Source organism: Microbulbifer sp. ABH2_005, from assembly GCF_056160005.1.
This window is the reverse complement of sequence record NZ_JBSWWI010000001.1, coordinates 1958640-1980596: the sequence shown is the minus strand read 5'-3', so window position 1 is coordinate 1980596 and position 21957 is coordinate 1958640. Positions and strand designations below refer to the sequence as shown.

Below are 21957 nucleotides of genomic sequence, written 5' to 3'. Positions count from 1 at the left end.
TATCCAGTCTCCGCATGATTTATTGTTATTGGTTATTCACTTGGTTTGGAAAAATTTAATCCAATCCTAAAATCCGACGATTTCGCGCGCGATCTGTTTCTGCACCAGCAAAATCATCAAAAGCCTTGCCTGCCACGGTAATCAGGTGATCCCGAATAAATGGTGCACCCTCACTGGCCCCCTGTTGTTGATCCTTAATGCAACACTCCCATTCGAGTACCGCCCAGCGGTCGTAACCGTATTGGGTCAAGCGGCTGAAAATCCCACGGAAGTCCACTTGACCATCGCCCAGGGAACGGAAGCGGCCAGGTCTATCAATCCAAGGGGCATAACCGCCATAAACTCCGGCCCTACCACTCGGATGGAACTCAGCATCTTTCACGTGAAACGCCTTGATTCGCTCGTGATAGATATCGATAAAAGCCAGGTAGTCCATCTGCTGCAAAAGCAGGTGGCTGGGGTCATAGAGGACATTCGCTCTTGGGTGGTCCTCCACTTCGTAGAGAAAACGTTCAAAGGTCAACCCGTCGTGCAGATCTTCACCGGGGTGAAGCTCATAACAGACATCAACTCCAGCACTGTCAAACGCATCCAATATAGGGCGCCACAGCCGGCCCAGTTCGCGAAAGCCCTCTTCTACTAACATTGCGGGGCGTTGGGGCCAGGGATAAAAAGTATGCCAAAGTAGTGCGCCAGAAAATGTAGCGTGCGACTTAAGCTTTAGATTGGCACTGGCACGAGCAGCCAACATCAGTTGATTGCTCGCCCACTCAGCGCGGGCTGGCAAGTTGCCTCGCACTTCCTCTGGGGAAAAAATATCCAGCATTTCTTTATATGCTGGATGCGCTGCAACCAGCTGGCCCTGCAAATGCGTGGACAGTTCTGAGATTTCTACTCCCGCCTTCTCACAGATTCCCAAAACATCATCACAGTAAGCCTGGCTACTGCTGGCTAATTCCAGATCAAAGATACGCTTGTCCCAAGTGGGAACCTGAATGCCTTTATAACCCAGATCCGATGCCCAGCAGGCCATAGACTCCAGTGAAGCCGGTTGGTCGCTCGGAGGGAGGAACTGGGCGAGAAATATCCCGGGCCCCTGAATTCTGGGTGCCTTCATTTATTCTTATCCTTTTTACTGCTGTACTTATTTACCTCTGTAACCAATCAATCCTTCCTGGGTGATTAGCCTGCTTCTTTTGAAAAGCACAATGCTGTCATTCCAAAAGCGGACTGGCACTGGGCCGACATCGACACCTCCCTGTGTCGTACTAACTGCCGGACTTCCACCCTGCCAGAGGTTCCTAAATTATTTGAAAATGAATCAATACGATTTAGCTGCTTATTCCCAATAAGGCGCCAGCGCCACCCAAGAAGAACTCGCACGGCTGCTTTCCAATGCACCGCGCACAAATGCCATAGCACGGACACCCGCATCAATATCCCCCACGACAGAACTTTCTTTAATGGGTTGTTCTTGCCGGCGGCATCGAACCTGGGCAGCAAAGTCGCGGTAAATATTCGCAAAGGCCTCTATATAACCTTCAGGATGCCCCTGCGGGGTTCGACAAAGAGCTCGGACCTCGTCATCCAGGTATTCACTGTCTGCACCCGCCTTCAAAAGGGCCACTGGCTGCCCCCTGCGCTTTAATTGCAATTGATTGGGAGATTCCTGCTCCCAGAACAGCGAGCCATGTTCGCAATAAACGCTGATATTCAGGTTATTCCCTTCTCCACCACAGACTTGGCTGGCTGTCAGGGTGCCGCGCGCACCCTGATCTAATTTAAATAGCGCCGCACCATCATCATCCAGAGCCCTTTGGTCGACTACTGATTGCAAGTCCGCACAGACCTCAGAGATACGCTGACCGGTAAAGAATTCGACCAAGTGATGAGCATGGGTACCAATGTCGGCAAAACAGCCACTTTCCCCCGAGCGTGTGGGATCTGTCCGCCAACTGGCTTGTTTACTTCCGCTGGAGTCGCCAGCCAATGCCAGCCAGCCTTGTGGGTAGGCAACAGTCACTCGGCGGATTTTTCCTAGTTCTCCCCTGGCTAAGATTGCCCTGGCCTGTGTCGCAAGTGGATAAGCCGCATAGGTATGAGTCAGACCATAGAGATGGCCGCTCCGCACGACCTCATTTTTGAGCGCAAGGGTTTCCTCAAGCGTGGAAGCGGCTGGCTTATCAGAAAGAACATGAAACCCCGCTCGCAGTGCGGCAATAGAAACTGGCAGATGTAAATCATTGGGAGTTACCACAGAGACAAACTCTATGCGCTCATCAACAGGACGCTGGGATTCCTCCAGGAACATCTGCTCATAACTCTGGTAAACACGCTCGGGGTTGAGGCCCAACTTCTCTCCACTGCTACGGCCGCGCTCGGGATTACTGCTAAAACATCCCGCCACCAGCTCTATCTCACCGTCGAGGGAAGCTGCCATACGATGGATAGCACCAATAAAGGCACCCTCTCCACCACCGACCATGCCCATTCTTATTTTGTTTCCCATACCAGTTCCCATATAGCTGCCTTTGGCAACCAGGTTCTTATTATTTTGGATTGCTATCCGGCCAAGTATCTTGCCTCGCTATTGGTCCATTTCTTCTTTCACGGACCCTTGCAGCAAAATGTAACCGGTTACATTTTGTTTTAAGATACAGAAAAAACTCACCGTTGCAAGCAACAGTTTCATTACAAGACGTTTATTTTGCGCCTTAGACCGATGTATTTATGTCCATATCGAACAGAAACCAATCAAATTGATTAACCCGAAGAGGTTAAAGTTAACGGTGATAGCCCACTTTCCGAGCAAAATCTTCCCAACACTGCCAATTGAGCTTGTCGCTCTGCCACTTATTCTCTAAAGGATGGCCAGCCCCCGAGCCAGGGGATAATCCACTATCGGCGCCCGGCTGGGGATGACAGCTTTTACGCTTGGACCGCACCCAATTTCCAGCATCATCGGCGACATTAGCAGCCAAACCCCAATGGTTTGGCCATACCGCGAGAAAGTTTTGTATCCCAAAATCATCTAATTGGTACGGAGTGGGATAATCCAGCTGTACTAATGGATCCCCATCTGGCCCCGGCGCATCTGTTTTCCAGCCCGCATATACCGACCACTGGCAGCCTTGCGCCCAAGCCTCGAACGCCACCATCGCACTGGACAGGCGCTCAAAAGATGCACAAAGTAGATCATTCTCTATTTCTGGCGGGATACGCATGTCGACAACACCCGCCCTGAACTTGGGAACTTCTGGATTAAGCGTAAGAATCCAGAGCCCTTCTCCTCCTTCCAGTGGGTGGTACACCACTATCACGTCAATTAAACAAGCTGAAACCGGCGGGATATTGGGGCCGCGAGCCAAGAGCATATGCAGAGGTCTTACTAACTGGGCATTCTGTATCTGCTCCTCCGCCACACCCAAGTGCCGAATCACCTCAGCATTCCCCGCGCCACAAGCAGAAATCACCAACTCTGGTTTTACCTCACAAGAGCGACCATCCATATCCAGAGTTACCCTCTCAATTCCTGCTCCTCCAAACTGGAACGAGGCCAACCTCCCAGGATAGATTTGTTTCCTCAGGGGCTCGCTGATACTGCGATAGGCTGCAGCTCCATCAAAAATAAGATCATCAGGAAATCTGAACCTGCGATTTGCTGGCAAATCATCCGGATCAAAGATCTCTGGCAGCTCAACTTCCTCAAAAGGAATACCTGCTCTGGCCCAGTTATCTTCAACAGTTTTTAGAAAGCCTGGAGTCAGCGCTGCATGGAAATCTGTTATGCGACTATTCACGCCACTTGTCGCAAGTTCTTTGTGCCAGCGCTGCGCGGCACACCGGTAAATTTCAGCAGCCTGGGGGTTGGCTGCATTCCAACCGGAAGAGAAATACCCGTGGAAATGCAGGGATTCGGCGTCACCGAACTCGTCATCGACCAGTATCACCGAATACTCTGGTATCAATTCTCTCATCAGAGTTACTCCCTGAATACCACCTCCTAGGATCAGCACATCAACGGGAATTTCCTGTGACATAGAGTGGCCTACTTATTGGTTTGATTGGAGTAGTGATCAACCTCTGTTACCGAAATGAATTTACGAGGATGCTGTTGGGGCGGCCTCAACCTATCTCGTTTGATACCCGCTTACTGCAACTCTTTTATTCAACTATTTTCAATTTTCTGGGATTTTGGGCGCCGTAACCTCGCGAGAGGAGCCACCAAAATGCAAGAACATAAGACAAAAACCCACCCAAGATACAAAGAAGGTACCAAAACCAGACAGGAAACTCGTAGCCCAGTTTAGATAGAATGGAAAACGGCATGTAAATTGGAAGATTGATCAGGATCGCCCTCCAACTAACCGCCCATGTCAATGCAACTACAGCCGAAAGTGATGGTTTTTTATTCACTGTTGCTTCCTTACTACTGCGCTAATGAATAGGCAGACAGTTAAGGTTTCCCTCTTTGTCAACCGGTTTTCCTAAGTTTAGTGGGCAGTGCTGGTCATTCTTGAAGTTATTATGAAGCTTTGCCCCAAACCAACAATTGATTAATCCGTTCCAGCTTGCCTTCCGTAAAGAGTTTGCCATCGCACAATTGGTACGGTGGAAAGTGATTCAATCCAATGACAAGGAAATGTGAATATGAAGGGTTTGGCAAAAGGTTTGGGGGTTCTTTTATTGGCTTTTGGAGCGCATCTCTCCTGGGCTGATAATGAGTCTGAGCTTGAGACGGTCCCCTACGTGGACGTTTATCAGTACGTTGGCAAGTGGTATGAAATAGCCCGATTGCCACAGATCTTCCAGCCTGCTTGTACAGCAGTCACGGCAGATTATGGTCTCAACGATGATGGCACACTCAGTGTTTTCAATTTTTGCCGAATCCTACACCCAAAGTACGGCTTTCCCATCAGTGTGCAAGGCACCGCTGTCCCTCTAGATGATACGAATAGCAAGCTTGCGGTTTCATTCTTCGATGGGAAAACCAATGGTAACTATTGGGTTCTAGAGCTTGACCCAGCATATCAATGGTCCCTCGTGGGCGACCCCGATCGCAGCAGCCTCTATATTCTGAGTCGCACTCCACAGCTCAATGAGGCCATTGTCGATGAGCTGTTGGAACTGGCTGTCACTAAGCACGGTTACAATATCGACCACATCATAATGACCAAACAGCTACCAAATTAATCCAATGAACCAAAGGCGAGCGGAGCTTTTGCTTCACTCGCCCCCTGAAAATTAGAATTTACATTAAGTTTTTAAAAATACATATATATCAATGACTTACTTCTATTTGTAAATGTACTTTCTAGATTAACTGTGTCCTTTCACACCACATTCGCAGGCCATAGCGTCTACTATTACTCACCGTCATTTTTCACAATCACATAACCATTCCTCTCCCTCGCAGACTCTCGGCCACTCTCGTGAAAAAGGTCATCTAAGTATCTGGGACAGCTGTGATAGCAGAAGCATGAGGAATCTGTTCCCACGATATCTGCAGAATGCAAAATCACCGGCAACTCCGCCAAAAGATACCTCACCGCTATTGAAACCATTTCAACAGTAATTTCTTCTTCCGCTAGATGGTGCTCCAGCACCCATCTACTGGCCTCCAAACAACCCTTGCGGAAACCATCATTCAAGTGAAACTCCTGCTCAAGCTGATAGAGCCAGCGAGAATATAGCTGAGACTGTTTTAACCACTCAGAGTCAACCAATTCACTGGCCACGGCACAAGCGCCCGAAGCGCGATAAACCTTGTTATGCAGGTAGTGGCACTGGCGTCGAGCTCTTTTTCTTGCCTTCTCTTTCTCATAGCCAAGCGCGATCTGTGTATATTCAGCAGCATTATCCGGAATAAAAAACATGACTCGCTTAAAATGACTTTGCGCCCATTCTGCAAGCCGGGCAATCTGCCCCTCGGAGAAGTAGCTATTGAAAGGGCTTACTCCTATTACTGCCAGGTCAGCCATCTCATAGATTTCTTGTGAACGCGATGTTGCAAACTCAACTTTCATCCTGCAACTCCAAGGGACAGCATTTGGGAGCCAGTGGATCGATTCAGTGCAACCTTTTTTTACCGGGAATAAAGACCAGCATCAAACTGAAAAGGTTTAGCTGAACCGCAATTAACTCTCGTCTAGATGCTTACCTTCAATATCAGTACATATGTCTTAGATATAAATAATCGGTAACCAATCCCATTAATTGAGCCCTCGGGCGTGACCGTTAAGCCACGTTGAAGCAGTACGCATTTAAAAGGCCTCTGAACTAATTCAGAATGACTCTGCGGTGCTGGAAGATTGCCGTTTTTTGGTGCAACTCGCCGTAAGAAGCTCTAGGGAGCTTCTAAATAACTCCGTGATGCCTCTGGCTTGCAGAGCGGTCACAATCAAGGCGCGGCTTCGCAGGAATGTCTAGACCTTTCAAGAAGTCGCAGCGCGGAGTGTGAATCGTTCTGCAAGCCCCGAAGGGCGGGTCTTGAAGGCCGCATCTGCTGCGTTGCAGCTCTTGCAAAGGGCTACGGCCATTCGCGGCAAGCTGCGCCTAATATTTACACCCTTCAAGACCCGCAGAGGTATTACGGAGTTATTCAGAGGCTCCCTAGCTCTTTGTTGGGGCAAATTCGGCCTTAGAGGCTCTCAAAACCACGCCCTATCAACTCGATTCCATTTCTTTATTAGCGGTGTCAATTTTCCCAGCACCCAAGTGCACCAATATTGACCGAATGGTCGAAATTGACATTCCGGCGTAAAAATAATCAAAGTCGCGTTATGCCTAACGCCTCCAATTGAGATTAAATGCCCTAAATAAGAGATGGAAGGAAAATCTATTTTGCTAAATGCAACCAATTTGGAAAAGATCCATCTCTGATTGGAGGTATTTCATGCCCTTCGGAGCTTTCAGCCTTTATACTTGTCCTAAGCTATAGGTCGCCAAGCCATAAAGGCTGGTCGCCTATGAAGTAGGACGTATAAAGAGACTCCCTATGCTTACCAATCGGATCGCCGCTCTATTTTCCGGCTTCTTGGTCATTGGCCTGCTTTCCACAACCGCTCTGGCAGAGACTGAGCCCCTAGCTCCTGAGAAGGATCAGGGCAGCACTGCCAGGGAGATTGTCGGCAAGCTAGAAATGCTGCACTACAACAAGATCAAGGTCGGAGACGAAATGTCGGAAGACCTTTGGGATGAGTACATCGATGCTCTTGACCCCACCAAAAGCTACTTCCTCGCCTCAGACATCAATGAGTTCCGCGAATGGCAAACCAAACTTGACGACCAGCTGCGCGCTGGCGAAGTCAAAGCTGGCTTCGAGATTTACAACCGTTTCCGTCTTCGCATGGGGGATCGGTTAGACAATATCCTTTCTCAATTAGAGGACGGATTACCGCCATTCGACTTCGATCGCGATGAATCCCTGGAACTTGACCGCGAGGAGAGCCAGTGGCCCGCCTCCATTAGTGATGCCGATGACCTGTGGCGCAAGCGCCTGAAGAGCAGTGTTCTCAACCTGAGACTCACAGGTAAAAAGGATGAGGAGATCCGCGACTTGCTGGAACGCCGCTACAAAGGCCAGAAAAAGCGTCTTGAGCAGCAAAACAGTAATGATGTGTTCGAGCTCTATATGAACTCGCTGACCCGTCTTTACGATCCTCACAGTAACTATTTATCTCCCCGTTCCCTGGAAAACTTCAATATGAGCATGTCGCTATCCCTCGAGGGTATCGGTGCCGTATTGCAGGCGGATGAGGAATACACCAAAGTGGCCCGCCTGGTAGCCGGTGGCCCCGCTGACCGCACTGGCAAGATCAAGCCAAACGACAAGATCGTGGGTGTTGGCCAGGATAAAGAAGGTGAAATGGTCGATGTTGTCGGCTGGCGCCTGGATGACGTGGTAGACCTGATCCGCGGTAAGGCCGGAACTTTCGTTCGCCTGGAAACCATTCCCACCGGCGGAGATGGCACCCACAGGACCATCCTGATCAAGCGCAGCAAAGTGAAGCTTGAAGATCAGGCTGCCAAGAAAGCCGTGTTTGAATTTTCAGACGGCAAGAAGAGCTACAAGATCGGTGTGATCAACCTGCCGACCTTCTATATAGACTTTGACGCCTACCGTCGTCGCGACCCCAACTACAAGAGCACCACCCGCGATGTGGCTAGGCTGCTCAGCGAGCTGAAAGAGGAAAAGGTCGACGGCATCATTCTCGATCTGCGCAACAATGGCGGCGGCTCCCTGCAGGAAGCCACCATGTTGACCGACCTGTTTATCGATCAGGGCCCGGTGGTTCAAATCCGTCACGCCAACGAGCAGATTTCAAGGCATAACCGCTCCCGCTCCCGCGCCATGTATCGCGGTCCGTTGATGGTATTGATCAACCGCCTGTCGGCTTCCGCTTCCGAAATCTTTGCCGGTGCCATTCAGGACTACAATCGCGGCCTGGTGGTCGGTAACCAGTCTTTCGGTAAGGGCACCGTACAAACCATGGCCCCTCTCAAGGAAGGCCAGTTAAAAATCACCCAATCCAAGTTCTACCGCGTATCCGGGGACAGCACTCAGCATGCCGGGGTGAAACCCGATATCCCCATGCCACAGCTTATCGACGCGGAAAGTGTTGGTGAGAGCGCCTACGATACCGCCCTGCCCTGGGACCGTATCCACGCTGTGCCTCACGCCAAGTACTTTAACCTGAAGACTCTGATTCCCAACCTGATCACCAAGCACAATAAGCGCACTGAATCAGACCCGGACTTTGTTTTCCTGCGCGATCAGTTCAAGTTTGAAAGTGAGCGGGCGGACAAAAAGCACCTCTCTCTCAATGAGATGATGCGTGAGCAAGAGCGTGAAAATGTGAACCAGCGCCTGCTCTCCATGGAGAACCGCCGCCGTGAAGCTAAAGGTCTTGAACCCTACAAGGATTTCGAGGCATACGAAGAAAGCGAGTCGGAAGAAGTGGCAACTATCGGCGGCCCTGTAGAGATCAAGCTGGAAAAAGATCCAATCTTGAACGAAGCGGGCTATATAATGGCGGACTTTATCGGACTGGCTGACAAGGCCAGCAAGGCCCCGCCGCAAGTAGCCAATTTCTAAAAATGTGATGTGCTCTGGGTGAATTACGCTCACCCAGAGCGCGCAGCAACAATTTAGGTCGGGCTTGCCCGACCTTTTTCATTTGGGGGAAGAAATGAAAGTCGTTTCCTTTAACGTCAACAGTATTCGTACTCGTCTGCACCAAATGCAGGCTTTAGTAGATAGCCATCAACCCGATATCATTGGTCTTCAGGAGACAAAAGTCACCGATGAAGACTTTCCTGTGGATGCCATCCGCGACCTGGGGTATGAGCTGATCTTTTTTGGCGAAAAAACACACTACGGTGTCGCTCTGCTCTCACGCCTGCCATTTATCGATCGCGAATATGGCTTCCCAACCGATGACGATAGCGCTCAGCGACGTATGGTCATGGGTAAATTCGATATTGGTGGCTCGAAACCTCTCACCGTGATCAACGGTTATTTTCCCCAGGGGGAGAATCGTGAGCACCCGGTAAAATTCCCGGCGAAAGAAAAGTACTACGCAGACCTGGATACCTACCTGCAAACCACCTGCGATCCCGAAGCCCCAGTATTGGTCATTGGCGACATGAACATTTCTCCAAGCGATCTGGATATCGGTATCGGCGAGCCCAACCGCAAGCGCTGGCTGCGCGACGGTAAATGCAGCTTCCTTCCAGAGGAGCGCGAGTGGTTGCAAAAGATTGAGGCCTGGGGCCTGGCGGATACCTTCCGTATGATGAATCCCGAAACAGATGATGTATTCAGCTGGTTTGACTATCGCAGCAAGGGCTTTGACCGTGAACCAAAGCGTGGACTGCGGATTGACTTGATCATGGCCACTAGTCCCCTGATGGAGCGCTGCGTGGCCACAGGTGTGGATTACGACATTCGCGCTATGGAACGCCCCTCAGACCATGCACCAGTCTGGGCAGAGTTTAAGCTCTGAGCATTTAGAAATAACCGGGACTCACTCCCGGTTTTTTTAGTCCTTTGAATATTCGATTTTCCATATATAATGCCGACTAGGTCGAACGGTATACCGTTCTGGAGCACTCCTATGAAGAGGCGCATCCTGTTTATCTGCTCGGGAAATTCAGCCCGCTCTTTAATAGCCGAGGCCTTATTGCGCCATTACGGTGGAGAATTCTTCGAGGTAGTCAGTGCAGGGACAGACCCCACACCAGTGGATGTCCGGGCTATCAGAGCACTCCAGCGTTTCGGCATCCCGATCAAAGGGCTTTATTCCAAAAGTTTGCAGGAGGTTTCCGACCAAGACTTTGACTTGGTCATTACCCTGTGCAACAAGAGCCACAGGGAGTATGTACCCGACGCAGGACATGGCAAGTCGATATCCTGGGATTTTGAAGATCCAGCCAGCCGCCACTGCTTTCGACCCTTTTATACAACGGTGCTGGAGCTGAGCACTCGCATCAAGCTATTTGTGCTGGTATACACCAAAGCTGCGAAAGCGGCATAACCGAAAATTGGGGAAAACCTTGAACCCAGTTCAGTTTTACAAGTGTCTGGCAGATGAAACCCGCCTGCGCACATTACTTTTGATCTCCCATGAGGAGGAGCTTTGTGTGTGCGAACTCACTGCCGCTATGAGGTTGAGCCAGCCCAAAATTTCCCGTCACTTGGCCCTACTCCGCGGTGCCGATCTGTTGCAGGATCGCCGCCAGGGGCAGTGGGTTTTCTACCGTATTAATCCAGCTTTGGGGAACTGGGCCAAATCGATCCTTCAGGATACTCTTCAGGCAAATAGGCACTTTATTGAGGAGGATCTGCACAACCTGATCCAGATGGGGGACAGACCCCAAAGGGCCACCTTGTGCTGCTAGGTCGTGCAGGCCTCAGATTCCCAACAGGTAATTACATCAAATCGCTGTAAAAATTTATCTGAATATATGCGTTTTTTCATATATTGAGATTACTTAGGAGATACAAAATGGCTATCAAAGTCGGAGTCAATGGATTTGGTCGTATCGGTCGACTTGTTCTGCGTGCAGCTTGGGACTGGCCTGAAATTGAATTCATTCATATCAATGATCCCGCGGGAGATGCCCCAACCCTCGCTCACCTGCTTAATTTTGATTCTGTACATGGGCGCTGGCAGCACAATGCAGAAGCCAATGACAACACCATCACCGTTGATGGTCGGGAAATAAGCTGCAGCCACAACCTTGCCATTGCCGATACCGATTGGAGTGCTTGTGACCTTGTCATCGAGGCTTCCGGTAAAATGAAGACCAGCGCTGCTTTGGAGGATTACTTGAAGCAGGGCGTAAAAAGAGTATTGGTTTCGGCTCCAGTGAAAGAAGCCGGGGTGCCAAATATTGTTTTGGGGGTAAACCAACATATTTACGATCCCGCTAAACACAAAATCATTACTGCCGCTTCTTGCACAACCAACTGCTTGGCCCCAGTAGTAAAAGTGATACACGAAAACCTGGGCATCAAGCATGGTTCCATCACCACAATCCACGATATCACCAACACCCAGACAATCCTCGATGCGCCCCATGCAGATCTGCGCCGCGCAAGGGCCTGTGGAGCCAGTCTGATACCCACTACTACCGGCTCAGCTACAGCAATCACCGCCATCTTCCCAGAGTTGACTGGTAAGCTGAATGGCCATGCCGTACGAGTCCCGCTGGCCAATGCCTCCCTGACTGATTGTGTTTTCGAAGTAGAACGGGAAACAACTGTGGATGAAGTTAATAACCTTCTGAAAACCGCAGCAGAGGGTGAGCTGAAAGATATCCTCGGTTATGAAGAGCGCCCGCTGGTCTCTGTGGACTATAAAACTGACCCCCGCTCCAGCATCGTAGATGCTCTCTCCACCATGGTGATTAATGGCACGCAGGTGAAAATTTATACTTGGTATGACAACGAGTGGGGCTATGCAAATCGCACAGCGGAACTGGCCCGCCTAGTCGGCACTATGGATCAATAAATTTTTGCCCAATCAATTCTCAAAGTAAGGCTGGCCTGGTCTCCAGGCCAGATAGCGCCCAAGCAGTAAGAGTTAAGAAAAGCCAATGCAGTTTTTTTCCACCCTTTCACCCTCGGTACGCCAGTATTTATTGGTGACTGGCAACTATTGGTCTTTTACCTTGACCGATGGTGCATTGCGCATGCTGGTGCTACTGCATTTTCACGCCCTGGGTTACAGCCCACTAGAAATAGCCTTCCTGTTTCTTTTCTATGAAATTTTTGGGGTTGTGACCAATCTAGTAGGCGGGTGGCTCGGCGCACGCCTGGGTCTCAATCGTACAATGAATATCGGTTTAACCTTACAGGTTTGCGCCTTGGCCATGCTACTGGTTCCATCCAGCTATCTCAGTGTGCCTTGGGTTATGGCTGCTCAGGGAATCTCGGGCATTGCCAAAGACTTGAACAAAATGAGTGCAAAAAGCTCGATCAAACTCTTACTACCCAGTGATGCTCAAGGGGCTCTTTATCACTGGATTGCCCTGCTGACCGGCTCCAAGAACGCTCTCAAAGGAATTGGCTTCTTTATGGGGGGAGCGCTACTTGCTCTAATGGGATTTCGCGGGGCCGTATTATTGATGGCAATAGCTCTCGCCGTGGTGTTGCTATTGAGCAAGAAATTTTTGCGAGCAAATCTGGGCAAGGCGAAAGCAAAAGCCCGCTTCAAGGACGTATTCTCCAAGAGTCGTTCGGTGAATATTCTTGCTGCTGCCAGGTTATTCCTATTTGCTTCACGCGATGCTTGGTTTGTAATCGCCCTGCCCGTTTTTCTTGCAAGCCAGTTTAACTGGAGCCACTGGCAGGTCGGTGCCTTTCTGGCCAGCTGGATCATCGGCTATGGAGCTGTGCAGGCCATTGCTCCCAAAATCACCGCAAGTTTTTCTCCAAAAGTTCCCGATGGACGGACAGCCCTACTCTGGGGAGGAGGGTTGACTCTGATACCCGCCCTTATTGCCCTCGCACTATATGCAGGCTTTCACCCACAGCTCAGTATACTTCTGGGCCTAATGGTCTTTGCGGTGTTATTTGCCGTTAACTCTTCGGTACATAGTTACTTGATCGTTGCCTATGCCAGAGACGATGGAGTTTCGATGGATGTGGGCTTTTACTATATGGCCAATGCTCTAGGACGTCTGGGTGGAACTTTACTATCCGGTTGGGTGTTCCAAACTGCCGGATTGCAAGCCTGTTTGTTGGTCTCCACTGGCTTATTGCTTCTAGCCACACTTGTTTCTTTCGCCTTGCCCAAACATAAAGAGGAAGGTAATTCGATAGTCAATGCCGTAGCTTGAGCAGATGCAGGATTATAGGCGCTCAATAAAAAGTAATACCGACGACTTCTTCTCAGCGATGGGGTGAAACTCCCCCGGGGGATCACAACCTAGCAACAATAGGAGGGAGCAGGAACACAATATCCAGCAGAAACAACTTCGCATAAGTTACCACTTAGGACCCTGGAACAAACCGGCAGTCCAGTTACGACTCAGTGTCAAAAGGCCCAGAGTATCCATAAGGTCAGGCCAGTTTTACGGGCAGAAGATTAAAGAACTGAAAGCCAAACATCCATGCCAAATTGGTACCAAATCCTGCCATCCAGCTATAAGCCAAGGCGCCCCAGCTCCATGCACTCTAACGTCCCAATAATGAGACGATTTAGTCACCCGCAGAGATATCTCTTACACGTGTACATAAGTCAATGGCTGGAACTATTTCGTAGCCAAGCGCTAATGCCAGCCTCAATACCTTTTCAAGGGCAGCCATACGTTTAGGATCAGTACCTGTCACATGGGCGTGGCTGTTCAAAGTTACAAAGCCATTGGCCTGTGCAACATTCCTGATTACCTGGCACCAGTAATCGGATAGGAGTTGTGGATTGCTTAAACCATTGTCGGCAAGACGATAGTGAACAGCATCCACCATAAACCACTGCCAGGAAATACAGACCAGGCCATTTTCCTGTTGCTGGATTTTGTCACCAGTGAATCCGCTTACATCATTCGGGAGGCATTTGGGTAGAGCGGTTTCCACATTAGAGTCATAAATAAAATCATAATCAGCAAGTATCTGTCGGGTAAATGGCCCCACTTTGCCACCGGGTGCCCTAAAGCCAAAAGGCTGGATGCCACGTAACTGCAGAACTTTTAAACCATCATGGATGGATTGGCGGGCAGCTCGCTGATCCAAGCTGGCAAAGTGCTCATGAATCCAACCGTGCAGGCCTATCTCATGGCCGCTGTTGTGAATATTCTCAATGATCGCCCCATAGTGTAGAGCACTCCACCCTTCTACAAAAAAGGTCGCCCGTATTTGCAAGCGATCCAACAGCTGTAAAACTTTCGGAAATCCAATAGTGATCTCTGGGGCTTCCCAATCTGGAACGGCGGACTTATTAAGAAACACGTTTCTAGCTTCGCCAAGATTGTCAAAGGTCAGGCAAAGCACCCTGGTTTTATGGCTATTAATCTCTGGATCCCTATCAGAGACCACTTTATTCACTGGCATGGTTTTTTAGTTTCGGAAGGAGTGGTTATTTCACTTTTTTCCGGTAGTCATTCGCACCAGGGTTCGGTCTTTCTTGATAAAGTGATGGTAGAGAGCGGCCAAAACATGACCAAGAATAAGCAGCCAAACCAACCACTCCCCCAGAACTTCTTTGTGAATGAAATCGATAGGTTCCTCGAACTGCTTGAAGGTCAGGCCCATTTTATTTTGAACAATGCTTGTAAAAAGCGATGTGTCAGCGAATTGAGGGATTTCAAACAGGAAAAAGTATTCGGTATTCACACCAGTACCCAGATATCCGGTTAGTGGTGCAATAATCATGATTAGATACAACAGGAAATGGCCTGTATGGGCGGCAAAGTGCTCTAACTTAGAGCCCGGCTCTAGCCTGGGTGTAGGATTGGTGAGGCGCCAGAAAATTCGCAGCAATACAAACGCTCCAATGGTTATCCCAATAGATAAATGAAGCTGTAGTGCAGTCCAGTTTTCAGGCGTATCTTTCTCGGTAAACCATTTGAGGTAATAGACGCTGACATAAGATCCCAGAAACAAGAAGGCTATGGTCCAATGAAGCCATTTAGCGACGGTTCCATATTCATATATAGTATTTCTGGCGCCCATAGAATAGCCTTCTTCCGAATATTTCTATTTACAACACTATCAATCTAAAGATTACACGGACTCCTATTATAAGATATCGGTCAAGAATACTTGGGCACTAGGGGTGTTATCGATAGGCTTTTGTGGATCTCCCCCCAACCTTCTACTTAAAGCAACTTATATGCTTATACCTTACGGGGAAACATTCAGGCAGCTAAATCCATTACATGACTGCTTGAAATGACTTCTTTACCCCTATAAAAAAGAAAAGTACGCCGACCGTCTGCACCATGTGGTAAATCCCATTATGGTTAAACGTCCAAATAAACGTAAATTCGACCGCCGTTCTGACCTGAAAGATCACAGCAATGAAAGAAAAAATTCCGCCTAACACCATATACCAAGCCCCAGGCAAACGATCAGTCCAGCCCAGCCAGGCATAACCGATAACAACAGGAATCATTATTAGCGCCTGATAAGCAACAAACACCAAGAAGCCGTAAGTTTTCAAAACCGCCAGAACAAAAAATAGAAAACCGACCAGTAAGATATAGGGGAATGCTTTTTTAGAATAATATTCACCTAGGAGGTCATTAACAACAGCCAATGTGAAAGTTGCCAGGAAAAGACCAAGGAAGATAAACAAGATGTACCACAGCCCTACCCTAAGATATTGAGATGTCTCTACTCCATGTATAAAGGCGGCCAGAAGAGCACCAGTAAATAATAAAGCGTAGAAACAAAGCCACACATTCCGTTTCCAATCGGGCTGGAAATCACTTCTAATAAAATAAATAAAAATCAGCAGCGCCGAGACCGCCAATATCAAGTCTGTTATTGATGAAACCTGTTCAGTAGACACATCTGTTAACCTAAGCACTTATTTCATATTCCTACACGCAATATATTAATTGGCAATCAACACCCAACATCACCCCATCCAATAGCAAAATCACCCAAAACCGCATTAATCGACAACCAACGTAATTACAACCAATACCAAAGCGCCAAGCTTAAATTAATCATCATCATGACAAAATCCATGACAAATATGAACTTCATCACGCCTTGCACTTTCCAGGGCCCACCCCCACTTCGATTCTTTAGTGCGACTGGCAAATTATAAAAAAACTGAGAACCATGTGTAACAGCAAAAATAAAAAGTAATATAGATCTTTGGATATCCCCAGAAAAGGAGGCGTGATTAACCAACAAAAGAACACTCATTAGCGCCAATGAAAAATTAAATCCCCCTAGAAATTTACCCGACTCAGCTAGTATTCCAAAGACAGGGGTATCTCTATATTCTCTAGGGACAATCAGCTTGGCAAAAATTTTTCCCCGCAAGGAGAAAACATTAAAGCCCATTAAGAACCAAACAGTATTTAGCACTAAAACCAGCTCAAAAATCACATTTCCCTCCAAGATTTATAATAGTAATGACTTCTGATTACTTAAGGCAATATTCAGCACAGCACCAACTATTTAGGAGCACATGAAACTGGATTTTTAGGAGTTGCTTAATACCGACCAGCGCTCCACAATTGCCCCTTTGTCATATACAGCTATATCCCCAAACTGAAGAAATACGGACTCACTTTGAGTTGGTCTCAAGAAAACCCAGTCATCCTCTTGCAGGGCCACTTGGTTTGAAGCATTGAGCATCTCCTGATTTGTGGAGCGCCCATAGATAGGATTGATAGAAAGCCCTTTTGGAGATTCAGGCTGTGCCTTCCAATAGCCGCCGGAGATAAAGAACGTTTGCTCTCGGTTAGGATTTAACAAGCGCATAGCACCTGTCAAACTTTCCAATCCAGGAATCTGTGTTTGCGGCAGACGCTTTAACACGGGACTGGCAATAAAGGCAGCTGCTTCATGATCATCTAAGGTTGGAATATCAAAATCCGTAGGCTTTACCAAACAGGAACCCGCCGCTAACTCATTACAGGGAGCACTCCCTGAACGCCTTTTATAGAGTTGATAAGTGGGACTGCCAGCTCCATTCAATGTCAGATCACTGGGAAACTGATCACCCAGTATACGCCTGGCCTGCTCTAATCTTTGGCGGTAGATATTCAAGCCGCGGTCAATCGCCTTCTCTGGCCCACCCAGAATCCCCGGCATCTTAGCCGCATGAGCGTCATAGCCCATAAATCCCGATAAACTGAGCTGTGGTTCTTTCTGAATGATATTAAGCATTTCGGTAAGGCCTTGAACATCATTGACACCGCCGCGATGCAATCCTACATCCAATTCGATATTGATCCGCAACTCTTGACCGAGGTTATTGGCCAATGCGGCATACTGTTGCAGACGCCGAGGGCTATCAATGAGCCACTGAAGCTGTAGTTTGGGGTCAAAACCACTTGTTGGCGGGCTGCTATAAAAGCTTTTAGCCGCAGCAATCGGAAGGGGCTTACCCAGCAGAATGTCCGCCTTTGGTTGTGACTGTGCCAACTGTTGTAAAAAAGGCAGATGGAACACCATAAACCGTTGGGTTCCAGTCTCCTTGGCTACCGTCTCCAGTAAACCCAGGGCCGGTAAAGACTTGGCAACAATACGATAATCAAAGTGTCCCTTCAGGTGCCCAGAAAGCACATCAGCATTAGCCTTCAGACGACTTAAGTCCACCACCATTGTGGGACCAGAGAAGCCAGCGGCATCCATGGCCTTGGAGATATTTTGGAAATAATTGCTATGTCCTCCCTGCCCCAAGGCTTTTGGCCTCAAAAGTGGTACTGCAGCCGCAACTCCCAATGCCGCACCGCCCAGTATGAATTTTCGCCGTGCTTTCTCCAAAGTCCTCTCCAGAATTTCCTTTTTTAGCTCTTAGTTTGGGCAGTACCTCATAGCGCCGAAGCCAAATATGGTGTCAATCAGCTTACTAGTTCCTTTAGGTAAGGGTTTAAAAACTTTCCTTTGGGGTCCATTTCCTTTCTGGCTTCAAGATAGTCCTTCCAGCGAGGGTATAATTTGGCGAAATCCTGCCGGTGCAAAGTATTGAGTTTGCCCCAGTGAGGCCTACCCCCATACTTGCGCATAATCGGTTCCAGTACCTTGAACAAGGGTTGGTAATCCTCTTCAAAGTATCGGTGCACTGCGATGGAAACAGAATCCTGTTGGTAAAAAGGGCTCAGCCAAATATCATCACCCTTCACAAAACGCACCTCAATAGGGAAGAAAACATTGAGGTTGTTCTCCTCTATTGTGCGCCGCAACTCCGCAAAAGCGGCCAAGCCAGCTTCCCGTGGTAAGTGGTATTCCATCTCATTAAAGCGAACATTGCGCTCACTGGCATAGTTGCGCCAGGAGGACTCTACAACCACTTCCTTTTCAATATCTTCCATTGCAGACCGCAAGGCGTATTGACGCAATTTAGGCGACCAACCAAGCCAGTCCCTTACGGTTTTAAGGGTCATCACCGCTTCATTGGTATCCTCTCGCTCGGTAGTGAAGATCTCCTCATTCGTCAATTGATGGGTATCTGCCAAACACATACCGGAGAAAGGAATATAGTAGAACTCGAAATTCCGATTTGAACCCGCAAGTGTCTCCGCCTGTTCAATCAGCTCCTCCATTGGAGCCACCCAGGATTCCCGCCGCAGCCTGTAGCTGGGCTGATTTTGCATGCGTACCTTGGTCACCAAGCCCAGGCTACCCAGGGAAACTTTGGCCGCAGTAAAGACCTCTGGGTTTTGTTCCGCATCGCACCAAAGGGTGTTGCCATCTGCAGTAACCAGCTCTAGCCCCACAACATAGCTGGACATACAGCCCAGGCCAGCCCCAGTGCCATGGGTAGCGGTAGCTAAACATCCACCGAGAGTCTGCTCATCGATATCTGGCTGATTGATCAAGGCTTGACCAACATCTTCCAGCGGCTGGCCCAGATCGGCTATTCGCGTACCCGCATAAATCGTAGCCTGGGCAGTTTCTTGACTGTGATCGACAACCCCACTAATGCGCCCAAGCGAAATAATGGTGTCATTTGTCGGCACCAAAGCCGTGAACGAGTGCCCTGCCCCCACAGCTCTCACAGTACCGCTAGCTTCTGCTACACGCTGCTGCAGTTCGGCAACCGTTTTTGGTGCCAAGCGCGCACTAGGTACACACTCTTGCGAACCAGACCAGTTACGCCAGCGGATACCCTTGCGCTTGCCAGTATCGCTGGCCTGTACCAAGGTGCGGGCAATAGAGGAGATTGGAGCTGCAGCCATGGCGGTAGAGCCTGCGGCAATGGTGGTAATAAAGCGGCGACGTGATTGCTGCATGATCCCTCACTCCGCAGTGGCCATAAAGGCGATCAACTGCTCAAACTGTTCCGGTGAGCACTCAAAACAAAGACCTAGGGGTGGCATGCCCTGGAATCCATTAATCGCGTTTTCAACCAGTACATCCATTCCTTTATCTAAACGCGGTTCCCAACTGGCAATATCGCCAGTAAGTGGTGCCGCACTGGCACCGGTACTATGACAGCTACGACAGGTTCGCTGATATATCTCGGCTATTTCAGGATCATCAGGCGTCAAGGTGAGTGCTTGTTGGGCTAAAGCCAAACGGTTTTCGGGGCTATCCTCGGGGGATTCAGAACAACCAGCCATTAATACACCCAAAAGAAGGGGGGCGCAGAGAAGCCTAAGGCTCCGGTGAGGTCTTACCAGTTCCATGTATGTACACCTACTACATTATTGTTAATATTTCTCAGGTGCTTAAACCTGAGGTTGGCGTTGTGTACTCAAGTTGCAACCATTGTTAATCAGGCTGGCAGCTAAGACAACAAGCGGAACTGGTCAGTCTAATATTGAACTGAACTCACTATTTACTTGGTACTAATTCGTATCACCTGCCCATTATTCTTTTAGTAATTACTATTCTCTGATTCTTTTGCACATCCCTATGAGTAAAGCCTTTGGCATTACGTCTCTTCTTATTTATTGATGGTTAATTTATTGATGAACTGAAAACTGTAACTATTATTAAACTCCCCGAAGGCCCCTTAGGCATTACTCAAATAGTCCCCATTTATATTCATTAGAGACAATGAATCAAGGAGGTAGCAAAACCAGCTAAAGCGCACAATCTTTATCGTCCTCAACCAAAAGCATGATTCTAAAGAACAACTTATAAAAAAATATAATCGGCAAACTTAAACCATGGATAACAATAAAATGAAAAATAAACTATTAAAATCCGCATTTTTTGTAGGAGGTCTGAGTTTTAGCTTTTCTGCTTCAGCAATCACTTTTTCTGAAATCTGGGATATTTTGATTAGCTCCAGCACACAGGTCGACTTCACCGGCACAGTGGGCAATCAAGGCTACAGCCGGCCAGAGCACTTATCTGGACAGAGCGGTCAAATAAAAATAATGGCAGCCAATATCAAGGGGTTTCCTGAAGGCTTACAGGGGATTTCAGACAGCCAAGCCTCCCTGTTTTCTTCCACTTATATTACCGGTCAGGCCTACGATATCGTTGGGCTTAAGGAGAACTGGGTAAGAAACTATGCAGTTATGTCTTCACTCAACCCAACAGAATACCCTTATAGAAGCGATCACTTCCAGGGTGGAATTTTCAGCTTTGGCGATGGTTTAAGTACTATTTCCAAGCACCCTATCAATGGCAGACAGCTCCATATCGAATACTCAAGCTGTAAGGGTACCTATGCAGACTTTATAGCAAATGGTTCAAGCCCCGATTGTGAAACGGAGAAAGGCTTCACTTTCACCGAAGTTCAGCTGGCGAAAGACTTGAAAGTTCATTTTTACAACACCCATATGGACACCAGTAATGGTCCAGAAAAAATGGGCCAGTTCAATCAGCTAAAGCAGTTTATCCAGCAAAATTCGGCGGGCTACCCTGTTATTGTGATGGGAGACTTCAATGCATGGATCGATAACGGTGGCTGGCAACCGGGCCCTGGCCAATCAGAATTAGGGCGCTGGGCCACAGATTTAGGCTTAACCTGGGCTTGTAGTCAGGTCAGTTACGCCGCTGGCAATACGAACATCAATGATGTTAAGGGGCCCTGTAAAGGCGTTGACCACATTGCATTTCGTGGTAATTCACAAATCAGCTTCTCCACAAATCGTTACGATGAGGTTCATCAGAGCATCAGTGACCACAACCCCATTACTGCAACATTAAATTGGACAAATCACGCAGCCGCTTATTCATCCACTTATGCGAGAGCACATACCGCTTCTCTGCTCAACACCCACCACAACACACGAATTCAGGCAGTCTATGGTGGTAACGACGAAGCAAAAAATATGCCTGCGCCTGCTGCGGAATGGGAGACCTTTACTCTTGCATTAGAACAAAAAGGTAATACTCAGCCATGGGTGGATCATCGCTGTATTCAGAGCGGAGACACGGTTTCGATACGCTCCCATAACGGGCATTACTTACGTGCCACGCCGCATAACAATCATAATGTCGATGTCAGAGCCGGTGTGACCATGAGCTGGGAAAAATTTACTCTTTTCAACCATACGAACGGATGGGCATGTTTAAACGCAAACGACAGGATTACTTTAAAAACAGCTCATGGGAAGTATGTAATGGCGGATGCAAATCGTAATTTATCTGCTTCAGATAACCAGCAGGCCTGGGAGTTCTTTCAGGTTGAGTTTGCGAGATAACTGGAAATCCAGACATCGCAACTCGTTTGCGATCGTATATAGCCCACTTTAAGTGGGCTAGTTCTGATTTTTCTTTTTTGCTTGGAGTAAAGCTGTAGTAACTCGGACTTAAACGGACAGTGCCTTACGAGAGATTCAGATGTTATCACGTAAAGTCCAAAC

At 48.4% G+C, this 21957-nt stretch carries 19 protein-coding genes; 8 read left to right on the top strand and 11 right to left on the bottom strand.

Going from position 1 to position 21957, the window contains the following annotated elements:
• Positions 1 to 55: 55 nt before the first annotated feature.
• The 3 genes from ACXAFI_RS08590 to ACXAFI_RS08580 form a co-directional block, all read right to left on the bottom strand.
• A complete protein-coding gene (locus ACXAFI_RS08590; protein WP_475108464.1) occupies positions 56 to 1117 on the bottom strand; it encodes a sugar phosphate isomerase/epimerase family protein in 1062 nt (353 codons plus the stop codon).
• 222 nt (positions 1118 to 1339) lie between these two features.
• The gene (locus tag ACXAFI_RS08585; protein ID WP_475108463.1) at positions 1340 to 2509 is read right to left on the bottom strand and encodes a Gfo/Idh/MocA family protein; all 1170 of its coding nucleotides are present in this window, start codon (positions 2507 to 2509) and stop codon (positions 1340 to 1342) included.
• Positions 2510 to 2783: 274 nt separating this feature from the next.
• Positions 2784 to 4040, bottom strand: a complete 1257-nt coding sequence (locus tag ACXAFI_RS08580) for an FAD-dependent oxidoreductase (protein WP_475108462.1) — start codon at positions 4038 to 4040, stop codon at positions 2784 to 2786.
• A 610-nt stretch (positions 4041 to 4650) separates the two neighbouring features.
• Between ACXAFI_RS08580 and ACXAFI_RS08575 the strand changes: the two genes are divergently transcribed.
• Positions 4651 to 5193 carry a lipocalin family protein gene (locus ACXAFI_RS08575; protein WP_152453626.1) on the top strand — a complete coding sequence of 181 codons (543 nt, stop codon included), beginning with the start codon at positions 4651 to 4653 and terminating at the stop codon, positions 5191 to 5193.
• Between the two features lie 173 nt (positions 5194 to 5366).
• Here the strand turns inward: ACXAFI_RS08575 and ACXAFI_RS08570 are convergent, their stop codons facing one another.
• Complete coding sequence (locus ACXAFI_RS08570; RefSeq protein ID WP_475108461.1) at positions 5367 to 6026, bottom strand: tRNA-dependent cyclodipeptide synthase; 660 nt, start codon at positions 6024 to 6026, stop codon at positions 5367 to 5369.
• Between the two features lie 971 nt (positions 6027 to 6997).
• On the opposite strand from ACXAFI_RS08570, the gene ACXAFI_RS08565 reads away from it, so the two are divergent.
• The 6 genes from ACXAFI_RS08565 to arsJ all read left to right on the top strand — a co-directional run bounded on the left by ACXAFI_RS08565 (position 6998) and on the right by arsJ (position 13347).
• Positions 6998 to 9097, top strand: a complete 2100-nt coding sequence (locus ACXAFI_RS08565) for a carboxy terminal-processing peptidase (RefSeq protein ID WP_444922192.1) — start codon at positions 6998 to 7000, stop codon at positions 9095 to 9097.
• 94 nt (positions 9098 to 9191) lie between these two features.
• On the top strand, positions 9192 to 10007 hold the full coding sequence (gene xthA / locus ACXAFI_RS08560; RefSeq protein ID WP_475108460.1) for an exodeoxyribonuclease III: 816 nt from the start codon (positions 9192 to 9194) through the stop codon (positions 10005 to 10007).
• A gap of 111 nt (positions 10008 to 10118) precedes the next feature.
• Positions 10119 to 10538, top strand: a complete 420-nt coding sequence (locus ACXAFI_RS08555) for an arsenate reductase ArsC (RefSeq protein WP_475108459.1) — start codon at positions 10119 to 10121, stop codon at positions 10536 to 10538.
• Between the two features lie 19 nt (positions 10539 to 10557).
• Positions 10558 to 10902, top strand: coding sequence for a metalloregulator ArsR/SmtB family transcription factor (locus tag ACXAFI_RS08550; RefSeq protein WP_475108458.1), 345 nt, complete (start codon positions 10558 to 10560; stop codon positions 10900 to 10902).
• A 107-nt stretch (positions 10903 to 11009) separates the two neighbouring features.
• Positions 11010 to 12017, top strand: coding sequence for an ArsJ-associated glyceraldehyde-3-phosphate dehydrogenase (locus ACXAFI_RS08545; RefSeq protein WP_475108457.1), 1008 nt, complete (start codon positions 11010 to 11012; stop codon positions 12015 to 12017).
• An 85-nt stretch (positions 12018 to 12102) separates the two neighbouring features.
• Positions 12103 to 13347 (top strand): organoarsenical effux MFS transporter ArsJ, encoded by a 1245-nt coding sequence (gene arsJ, locus ACXAFI_RS08540; RefSeq protein ID WP_475108456.1) that lies wholly within the window; start codon positions 12103 to 12105, stop codon positions 13345 to 13347.
• 361 nt (positions 13348 to 13708) lie between these two features.
• On the opposite strand, the gene ACXAFI_RS08535 is transcribed toward arsJ, so the two are convergent.
• From ACXAFI_RS08535 to ACXAFI_RS08505, 7 genes are all read right to left on the bottom strand, one after another.
• The gene (locus ACXAFI_RS08535) at positions 13709 to 14557 is read right to left on the bottom strand and encodes a polysaccharide deacetylase family protein (protein ID WP_475108455.1); all 849 of its coding nucleotides are present in this window, start codon (positions 14555 to 14557) and stop codon (positions 13709 to 13711) included.
• A gap of 30 nt (positions 14558 to 14587) precedes the next feature.
• Positions 14588 to 15178 (bottom strand): cytochrome b, encoded by a 591-nt coding sequence (locus ACXAFI_RS08530; RefSeq protein ID WP_475108454.1) that lies wholly within the window; start codon positions 15176 to 15178, stop codon positions 14588 to 14590.
• Between the two features lie 202 nt (positions 15179 to 15380).
• A complete protein-coding gene (locus ACXAFI_RS08525; protein WP_475108453.1) occupies positions 15381 to 16019 on the bottom strand; it encodes a DUF6962 family protein in 639 nt (212 codons plus the stop codon).
• A gap of 125 nt (positions 16020 to 16144) precedes the next feature.
• Positions 16145 to 16570, bottom strand: coding sequence for a hypothetical protein (locus ACXAFI_RS08520; protein WP_444922203.1), 426 nt, complete (start codon positions 16568 to 16570; stop codon positions 16145 to 16147).
• 96 nt (positions 16571 to 16666) lie between these two features.
• Complete coding sequence (locus ACXAFI_RS08515) at positions 16667 to 17956, bottom strand: DSD1 family PLP-dependent enzyme (RefSeq protein WP_475108452.1); 1290 nt, start codon at positions 17954 to 17956, stop codon at positions 16667 to 16669.
• A 77-nt stretch (positions 17957 to 18033) separates the two neighbouring features.
• A complete protein-coding gene (locus tag ACXAFI_RS08510) occupies positions 18034 to 19425 on the bottom strand; it encodes a D-arabinono-1,4-lactone oxidase (RefSeq protein ID WP_475108451.1) in 1392 nt (463 codons plus the stop codon).
• Between the two features lie 6 nt (positions 19426 to 19431).
• On the bottom strand, positions 19432 to 19755 hold the full coding sequence (locus ACXAFI_RS08505) for a c-type cytochrome (protein WP_475108450.1): 324 nt from the start codon (positions 19753 to 19755) through the stop codon (positions 19432 to 19434).
• 552 nt (positions 19756 to 20307) lie between these two features.
• Between ACXAFI_RS08505 and ACXAFI_RS08500 the strand changes: the two genes are divergently transcribed.
• A complete protein-coding gene (locus ACXAFI_RS08500) occupies positions 20308 to 21795 on the top strand; it encodes an endonuclease/exonuclease/phosphatase family protein (RefSeq protein WP_475108449.1) in 1488 nt (495 codons plus the stop codon).
• Positions 21796 to 21957: the final 162 nt, after the last annotated feature.